6 protein-coding genes and 4 tRNA genes are annotated in these 7,560 nt (G+C 45.2%); all 10 read right to left on the bottom strand.

Features of this window, described 5'->3' with window-relative positions; all coding sequences use genetic code 11:
- The 10 genes from R7O03_RS19355 to pncC all read right to left on the bottom strand — a co-directional run bounded on the left by R7O03_RS19355 (position 1) and on the right by pncC (position 7,550).
- Positions 1–73, bottom strand: a tRNA-Arg gene (locus R7O03_RS19355).
- An 85-nt stretch (positions 74–158) separates the two neighbouring features.
- Positions 159–250: transfer RNA gene (locus tag R7O03_RS19350), tRNA-Ser, on the bottom strand.
- A gap of 29 nt (positions 251–279) precedes the next feature.
- A tRNA-Arg gene (locus R7O03_RS19345) sits at positions 280–356 on the bottom strand.
- Positions 357–387: 31 nt separating this feature from the next.
- Positions 388–479: transfer RNA gene (locus tag R7O03_RS19340), tRNA-Ser, on the bottom strand.
- A 334-nt stretch (positions 480–813) separates the two neighbouring features.
- On the bottom strand, positions 814–1,011 hold the full coding sequence (csrA, locus tag R7O03_RS19335; protein ID WP_004415691.1) for a carbon storage regulator CsrA: 198 nt from the start codon (positions 1,009–1,011) through the stop codon (positions 814–816).
- A gap of 92 nt (positions 1,012–1,103) precedes the next feature.
- Positions 1,104–2,291, bottom strand: a complete 1,188-nt coding sequence (locus R7O03_RS19330; RefSeq protein WP_318131949.1) for an aspartate kinase — start codon at positions 2,289–2,291, stop codon at positions 1,104–1,106.
- A 212-nt stretch (positions 2,292–2,503) separates the two neighbouring features.
- The gene (gene alaS / locus R7O03_RS19325) at positions 2,504–5,086 is read right to left on the bottom strand and encodes an alanine--tRNA ligase (RefSeq protein ID WP_318131948.1); all 2,583 of its coding nucleotides are present in this window, start codon (positions 5,084–5,086) and stop codon (positions 2,504–2,506) included.
- Positions 5,087–5,228: 142 nt separating this feature from the next.
- Entirely contained in the window at positions 5,229–5,696 is a 468-nt protein-coding gene (gene recX / locus R7O03_RS19320) for a recombination regulator RecX (protein ID WP_025768848.1), read from the bottom strand.
- Positions 5,697–5,823: 127 nt separating this feature from the next.
- Positions 5,824–6,867, bottom strand: a complete 1,044-nt coding sequence (recA, locus tag R7O03_RS19315; RefSeq protein WP_005380874.1) for a recombinase RecA — start codon at positions 6,865–6,867, stop codon at positions 5,824–5,826.
- A gap of 200 nt (positions 6,868–7,067) precedes the next feature.
- On the bottom strand, positions 7,068–7,550 hold the full coding sequence (gene pncC, locus R7O03_RS19310; RefSeq protein ID WP_005383794.1) for a nicotinamide-nucleotide amidase: 483 nt from the start codon (positions 7,548–7,550) through the stop codon (positions 7,068–7,070).
- Between the last annotated feature and the right edge of the window lie 10 nt (positions 7,551–7,560).

Raw genomic sequence — 7,560 nt, 5'->3', positions numbered from 1 at the left:
GCGTCCTGGAGGATTCGAACCTCCGACCGCCTGGTTCGTAGCCAGGTACTCTATCCAGCTGAGCTAAGGACGCGCAGATCTTCTTGCTAAGAAGTTGTGAAGTAAATCACATTCATTTCTTACGAAACAAAAAAAAGGCCATCGGGCCAGTCAATGAATGGCGGTGAAGGAGGGATTCGAACCCTCGATACGGGATAAACCGTATACTCCCTTAGCAGGGGAGCGCCTTCAGCCTCTCGGCCACCTCACCGTTTTCATTGTTATATCTCAAAAGAGATATGGCGCGTCCTGGAGGATTCGAACCTCCGACCGCCTGGTTCGTAGCCAGGTACTCTATCCAGCTGAGCTAAGGACGCACTTTTTGTTGATAAATCAACGTTGCAAGAATGGCGGTGAAGGAGGGATTCGAACCCTCGATACGGGATAAACCGTATACTCCCTTAGCAGGGGAGCGCCTTCAGCCTCTCGGCCACCTCACCGTCTTGCGGAGGCACATATTACGTTTTACCGAAAATATGTCAAACACTTTCTTTGAAAAAATCTACGAAACTGGCTTAACCGTTGCTGATTTAATCAAAGTGACTATTAAACGAACTTTATCACTCTATTATGATGAAAAAAAGAGAGTCTTCTCTGAAAAAAAGACATTTATTTTCAAATAACTTTCTGAAGTTCGAATCAATATTATTGATGAATTCACAGCCATACTCAACACAATAGTTTCTGCAAATTTTCAAAAACAGTAAAAACTAAAAAGGCCAACCCTTCGGTTAGCCTTTTTCATTCAAACTAAGCTCTGTAAACAGGAGCGACTTAGTAGTTACCTGAAGCAACGTTGCCATTGCCTTTTTCAGCTTGAATGCGCATGTAGATTTCTTCACGGTGAACTGAAACCTCTTTCGGAGCGTTAACGCCGATACGCACTTGGTTACCTTTAACACCTAGTACAGTTACAGTCACTTCATCACCAATCATCAGTGTTTCGCCTACGCGGCGAGTCAAAATTAGCATTCTTTGCTCCTTGAGTAATCTCTAAATTTTCTTGCTACAAAGCTATTATCCAACAAAAGTTATATTTTCGTAAACTACCTTGTTAGCGAAAATCAGCCTAAAAAGGCATGTTTTTGTTGAATGTTTAATGCTTCACTAGACGTAATGTAAGCATCATGCAGAATGTTTGCTGCTGTATCCACACATTCGGGTGCTAAAACTAGCATCATAGTGAGTGCATTCGTTGCGCTGAAATTGATCTCAATATCTCGCTTTGCCAACAAATCGCATGCGTGCTCTACCATTCCATTGGCCTCAAGCCCCACTGCGGTCAACAGGCTTACCACTTCACTATTACGGATTTTGTCGCTGAACACCAGATCGAACTTGGCACATGCATCTTGTTTTATCATGATACCTGCCCGTTCTGTTTCCTCGATCACATTCCAAATGTCGATACCCAACATCTGACATTGTTTTGTAGCACTAGATAAATGTTCTTTATCGACTTCGATTATGGCAAGGTCACGTTGAATGGCTATACCAGAGACGGCTTGATTGCCTAACTCCCCCTTTACCAGACTGCCTTCATTAACATCAAATGTCGAAAGCACGCGCAGTGGCACATTATTCTTCCATGCAAATTGCACTGAAGGTAAATGTAATACTTTCGCGCCTCGGCTTGCCATCGCTTCCATGGAAGGAAAATCGATAACCGCCAATTTTCGCGCGTTTTTCACTACACGTGGGTCACAAGTATAAATACCATCAACGTCGGTAAAGATTTGACACTCATCAGCGCACAATGCGCCTGCCAGTGCCACTGCGCTCGTATCTGAGCCACCTCGACCTAATGTGGTGATATCCCCGTTCTCATTCACACCTTGAAAACCTGCAACAATCACGATTTGGTCTTGCTCAAGCAATCCCAGAATTGTCTTAGTATCAATGTGTTTAATCGTTGCGTCATTGTGTTGATTATCCGTCACAATATTCGCCTGTGCTCCGGTAAGCGAGCGTGCAGCATGACCCAATTTATTGAGTGTCATTGCTAACAGTGCCATTGACACTTGCTCACCAGCAGAGAGCAAAACATCAAGTTCTCGAGCTGTAGGCACGCTATCTATCTGTTTAGCGAGGTCCATCAGTCTGTTTGTTTCGCCTGACATTGCAGACACGACAACAACAACTTGATTGCCATCATTTTTCGCCTTAATGATGTGTTCAGCAACTTGGTGGATTCTTTCAATTGAACCCACTGAGGTTCCGCCAAACTTTTGCACGATAAGGGGCTTTTTCACCAGTCTTCACCTTCCCAAGACCGAAGTCTCTTTAGAACTGCTTACATCTTCAGTATTTCCTTTTAGAAAAATTATATAAGCAGTAGTTACAACAAAAACCAAATAGCCTAAATGACTCGGTTAACTTTTGGTCAATTAAACCACTTGGCTGCTAAAAAAAATTACGCTCAATCAAAGAAACTTGATTGAGCGTAATTTTAGTAGTTAAAAGCTTATAAGCGCTCTTCTAACCAAGGCTGAACTGTTTTAATTGCCTCTGGTAGTGCGGCTACATCAGTACCACCAGCTTGAGCCATGTCAGAACGACCACCGCCCTTACCACCGACTTGCTCAGCAATCATCTTAACTAGATCACCAGCTTTTACTTTACCAGTTAGATCTTTAGTCACACCAGCAATCAGGCCAACCTTGTCACCTGTTACGTTGGCAAGCAGTACGACACCAGACCCCATTTGGTTCTTGATGTCATCAACCATAGTACGTAGGTTCTTGCTGTCAGCGCCTTCAAGAGCTGCGACTAGAACTTTTGTACCATTGACTTCAACCGCTTTGCCCATGATGTTAGCGCTTTCTGCTGCCGCCATCTTATCTTTTAGCTTCTGCACTTCTTTCTCTAGCGCTTTTGCTTTCTGTGCAGATTCTGCCAGTTTCTCTTCGTACTTCGCGTTTTGAGCTTCAATCGCGTCTAATGCAGCCTCGCCTGTTACCGCCTCAATACGTCGAATACCTGCAGCAATGCCGCTTTCTGAAGTGATTTTGAATAGGCCAATATCACCTGTGCTTGATGCGTGAATACCACCGCAAAGCTCTGTCGAGAAGTCGCCCATAGATAGTACGCGTACTTCGTCGTCGTACTTCTCGCCGAATAGAGCCATTGCGCCTTTCTTCTTAGCAGACTCAATGTCCATCACGTTGGTTTCAATCGTGTGGTTGCGACGAATTTGCGCGTTAACTAGGCGCTCAACTTCTTTCAACTCTGCTGCGGTTACGGCTTCTAGATGCGAGAAGTCGAAACGTAGGTTGTCTGCCTTCACCAATGAGCCTTTCTGCGTTACGTGCTCACCTAAAACCTGGCGTAGTGCTGCGTGTAGCAAGTGCGTTGCTGAGTGGTTTAGAGAGATAGCTGCGCGACGCTCTGCGTCAACGATAGTTGCTACTTCGTCGCCTTTCGCTAGAACGCCTTCTGCCATTACACCGTGGTGCGCGATTGCGTTACCTAGTTTTTGAGTGTCCTCAACGCGGAATACACCAGACTCAGTACGGATTTCACCAGCGTCACCACACTGACCGCCTGACTCTGCGTAGAATGGTGTTTCACCAAGTACGATGATTGCTTTGTCGCCCGCAGATAGCGAATCTACTTCGTTGCCTTCAACGAACATCGCTGCTACAGAACTAGAGCCTTTAGTACCTGTGTAACCACAGAATTCTGTTTGCGTATCAACTTTGATTGCTGCGTTGTAGTCAGTACCGAAGTTACCCGCTTCACGCGCACGTTGACGCTGCTCTTCCATCGCTTTCTCGAAACCTTCTTCGTCAATTGCGAACTCACGCTCACGTGCAACGTCGTTAGTTAAGTCAGCTGGGAAACCGTAAGTGTCGTAAAGTTTAAATACGGTTTCGCCGTCCAGTACTTTACCGTCTAGGTTATCTAATGCTTCGTTTAGAATCGCCATACCGCGCTCAAGTGTACGACCAAAGTTTTCTTCTTCGATACGCAGTACTTTTTCAACCACAGCTTGTTGACGCTTCAGCTCTTCACCAGCCGTACCCATGATGTCTGCCAGTACGCCAACCAACTTGTGGAAGAATGCACCTTGTGCGCCCAGCTTGTTACCGTGACGAACTGCGCGACGGATGATACGGCGTAATACGTAACCACGACCTTCGTTTGAAGGCATAACGCCATCCACGATCAGGAATGAACATGAACGGATGTGGTCAGCGATAACGCGTAGTGATTGGTTTGATAGGTCTTCGTAACCGATCACTTCTGCTGCTGCTTTGATAAGAGCTTGGAATACATCGATTTCGTAGTTTGAGTGAACGCCCTGCATGATTGCAGAGATACGCTCGATACCCATACCAGTATCTACCGATGGTTTTGGTAGCGGTTCCATAGTCCCGTCTGCGTGACGGTTGAACTGCATGAATACGTTGTTCCAGATCTCGATAAAACGGTCACCATCTTCTTCAGGCGTGCCAGGACGGCCACCCCAGATGTGCTCACCGTGATCGTAGAAGATTTCAGTACATGGACCACAAGGGCCAGTGTCGCCCATTTGCCAGAAGTTATCAGACTCGTACGGCTTGCCGCCTTCTTTATCACCAATGCGAACAATACGATCAGCGGGTACGCCAACTTTCTTGTTCCAGATGTCAAACGCTTCGTCATCGGTTTCGTAAACAGTTACCAATAAACGATCCGCTGGCAGTTTAAGAACTTCGGTTAGGAATTCCCAAGCAAAGGAGATCGCATCTTCTTTGAAGTAATCGCCAAAGCTGAAGTTGCCTAACATTTCAAAGAATGTGTGGTGACGAGCAGTAAAGCCAACATTTTCTAGGTCGTTATGTTTACCACCAGCACGTACGCAACGCTGAGCCGTAGTCGCTCGAGTGTAGGCTCGTTTTTCTAAGCCTAAGAAACAATCTTTAAATTGGTTCATACCTGCGTTTGTGAACAACAGGGTTGGGTCGTTATGTGGAACTAACGATGAACTTTCTACGATTTGGTGTCCTTTGCTCTCAAAGAACTTGAGGAACGCGTTACGAACCTCATCAGTGCTCATGTACATGCAGCTCTTCCTGAAAATAGTCGAGTTAGAATTTTGCCGTATTGTAGATCATGCAAACAGCTGAGACTAGTTTTCTTGAGGAAAAGAGGGAGTAGGAGAAAAAATTTGAAGCAAAACAAAAATCAGCGCAATTGGATCAACGCTAATCTTGGTCTTCAAAGGCAAGCGCATAGCTAATTTGGTCGAAACTGTAGCCTCGGTATTGTAGAAAACGGACTTGTTTTGCGTATTCTTTTTGGTCCTTGGCTTTGACGCCTTTGAATTTCTTTTCTGCCGCCTGTTTAGCCAGTTCAAACCAATCTTGCGGCTCTTCAGCCATAGCTTGCTCAATCACCGATTCCGCAACACGCTTCTGGTTTAACTCTTGACGAATTCGACGCTCTCCATGTCCTTTGTATACATGCTGTCTAATTTGACTCTTCGCGTAACGTAAATCATCTAGATAATTATGGTCTAGGCAAAAATTAATTGCGATGTCGATGTCTGATTCTTCATAGCCCTTCATCGATAATTTTTGGTAAAGCTCATACTGACCATGATCGCGACGGCTAAGCAATTGGATAGCTGCCTCTTTGCTCGATAATGTTGGCGCCTGGCGTTTTTGGTACATGATGATCCTAAAAGTATTTTTGCTGTACAGGCTCTCAATGGCCTTTGTGATAATTCGATTTTTGATTTCAATAGATACAACAAAGCCCCGCATTGCAGGGCTTTGTCATTTATTAATCTATGAGAGATTAAAACTCTTCAGCTTGCTCTGGCGCTTCACCAGCTTCAGGCGCTTCCGCAAGTGCTGGCGCTAGCAACATTTCACGCAGTTTTGTATCGATAGTTTTAGCCACTTCAGGGTGCTCACGCAGGTAGTTACACGCATTCGCTTTACCTTGACCAATCTTATCGCCATTGTAGCTATACCAAGCACCGGCTTTTTCAACTAACTTGTGCTTCACACCTAGATCGACAAGTTCACCTTCGCGGTTAAAGCCTTGGCCGTACATGATTTGTGTGTTTGCTTCTTTAAATGGTGCTGCAATCTTATTCTTAACAACTTTGATGCGCGTTTCGTTACCTACGACTTCGTCACCTTCTTTGATTGCGCCAGTACGACGGATATCTAGACGAACAGAAGCGTAGAACTTAAGTGCGTTACCACCTGTTGTTGTTTCTGGGTTACCAAACATCACACCAATCTTCATACGGATTTGGTTGATGAAGATACACATACAGTTAGACTGCTTTAGGTTACCCGTTAGCTTACGCATTGCTTGAGAAAGCATACGTGCTTGCAGACCCATGTGGCTATCGCCCATTTCGCCTTCGATTTCTGCTTTCGGTGTTAGTGCTGCGACAGAGTCGACAACCATAACATCGATAGCACCAGAACGTGCAAGTGCGTCACAGATCTCTAGCGCTTGCTCACCTGTGTCTGGCTGAGAAACTAGCAATGCATCGATATCAACGCCAAGTTTCTTCGCGTATACAGGATCTAGAGCGTGTTCTGCATCGATAAACGCACAAGTTTTGCCTTCACGTTGCGCAGCAGCAATAAGCTCAAGTGTTAGCGTTGTTTTACCTGAAGATTCTGGGCCGTAGATTTCTACGATACGACCCATTGGTAGACCACCAGCACCCAAAGCGATATCAAGAGAAAGAGAACCAGTTGAGATGGTTTCTACGTCCATTGCGCGGTTATCACCAAGGCGCATGATAGAGCCTTTACCGAATTGCTTTTCAATTTGACCTAGCGCAGCGGCGAGCGCTTTCTGTTTGTTCTCGTCCATTACTTTCTCCGATTTATTCATCTTCTTTGGGCGACGAATAGTAATTCATTTTTCTTAAGCAGAAGAACTGCTCAGCAATGAAAGTTATTATACTGTTGATTCATACAGTGTCCATACCTGTATGAAAAAAATTTGGCTGACCTAAAGTCGTGATTTGCTCTAGCCCTTATCAATGCTGGGCTAAAACAATTTAAGAAATTCTAGAGTAGATGTTGATACAATTGAGTCAGCGCATGCTCGACCGCTTTTTTGCGAACTTCTGCACGGTCACCAGAGAAATGCATGGTTTCGACTTGCTGCCAACTTTGGTTATCAGCAAAAGCAAAGCAGACCATACCGACTGGTTTCTCTTCACTGCCACCACCCGGCCCTGCAATACCACTGATGGACACACCGATGGTGGCATTGGAGTTTTTAATTGCACCCTGCACCATTTCAATCACAACTGGCTCACTCACTGCACCATGCGCTTCTAACGTTGAAGCTTGCACACCAAGCATCTCCATTTTCGCTTCATTACTGTAGGTGACGAACGCACGGTCAAGCCAAGCTGAACTACCAGCAATGTCAGTAATGGCGGTTGCAACACCACCACCTGTGCATGATTCTGCGGTTGTTAAAACATGCCCGTGTTTAGCCAATAATGCGCCTAAATCGGCACTCAATTTTGTTGTTTTTTCCATAGCCAAAATG

Origin of the sequence: Vibrio sp. Vb2960, assembly GCF_033337665.1 — a bacterium.
GTDB classification, from domain to species: domain Bacteria; phylum Pseudomonadota; class Gammaproteobacteria; order Enterobacterales; family Vibrionaceae; genus Vibrio; species Vibrio alginolyticus.
Note: the sequence above shows the minus strand (reverse complement) of the source record. Positions and strands in the feature narration are given on the sequence as shown.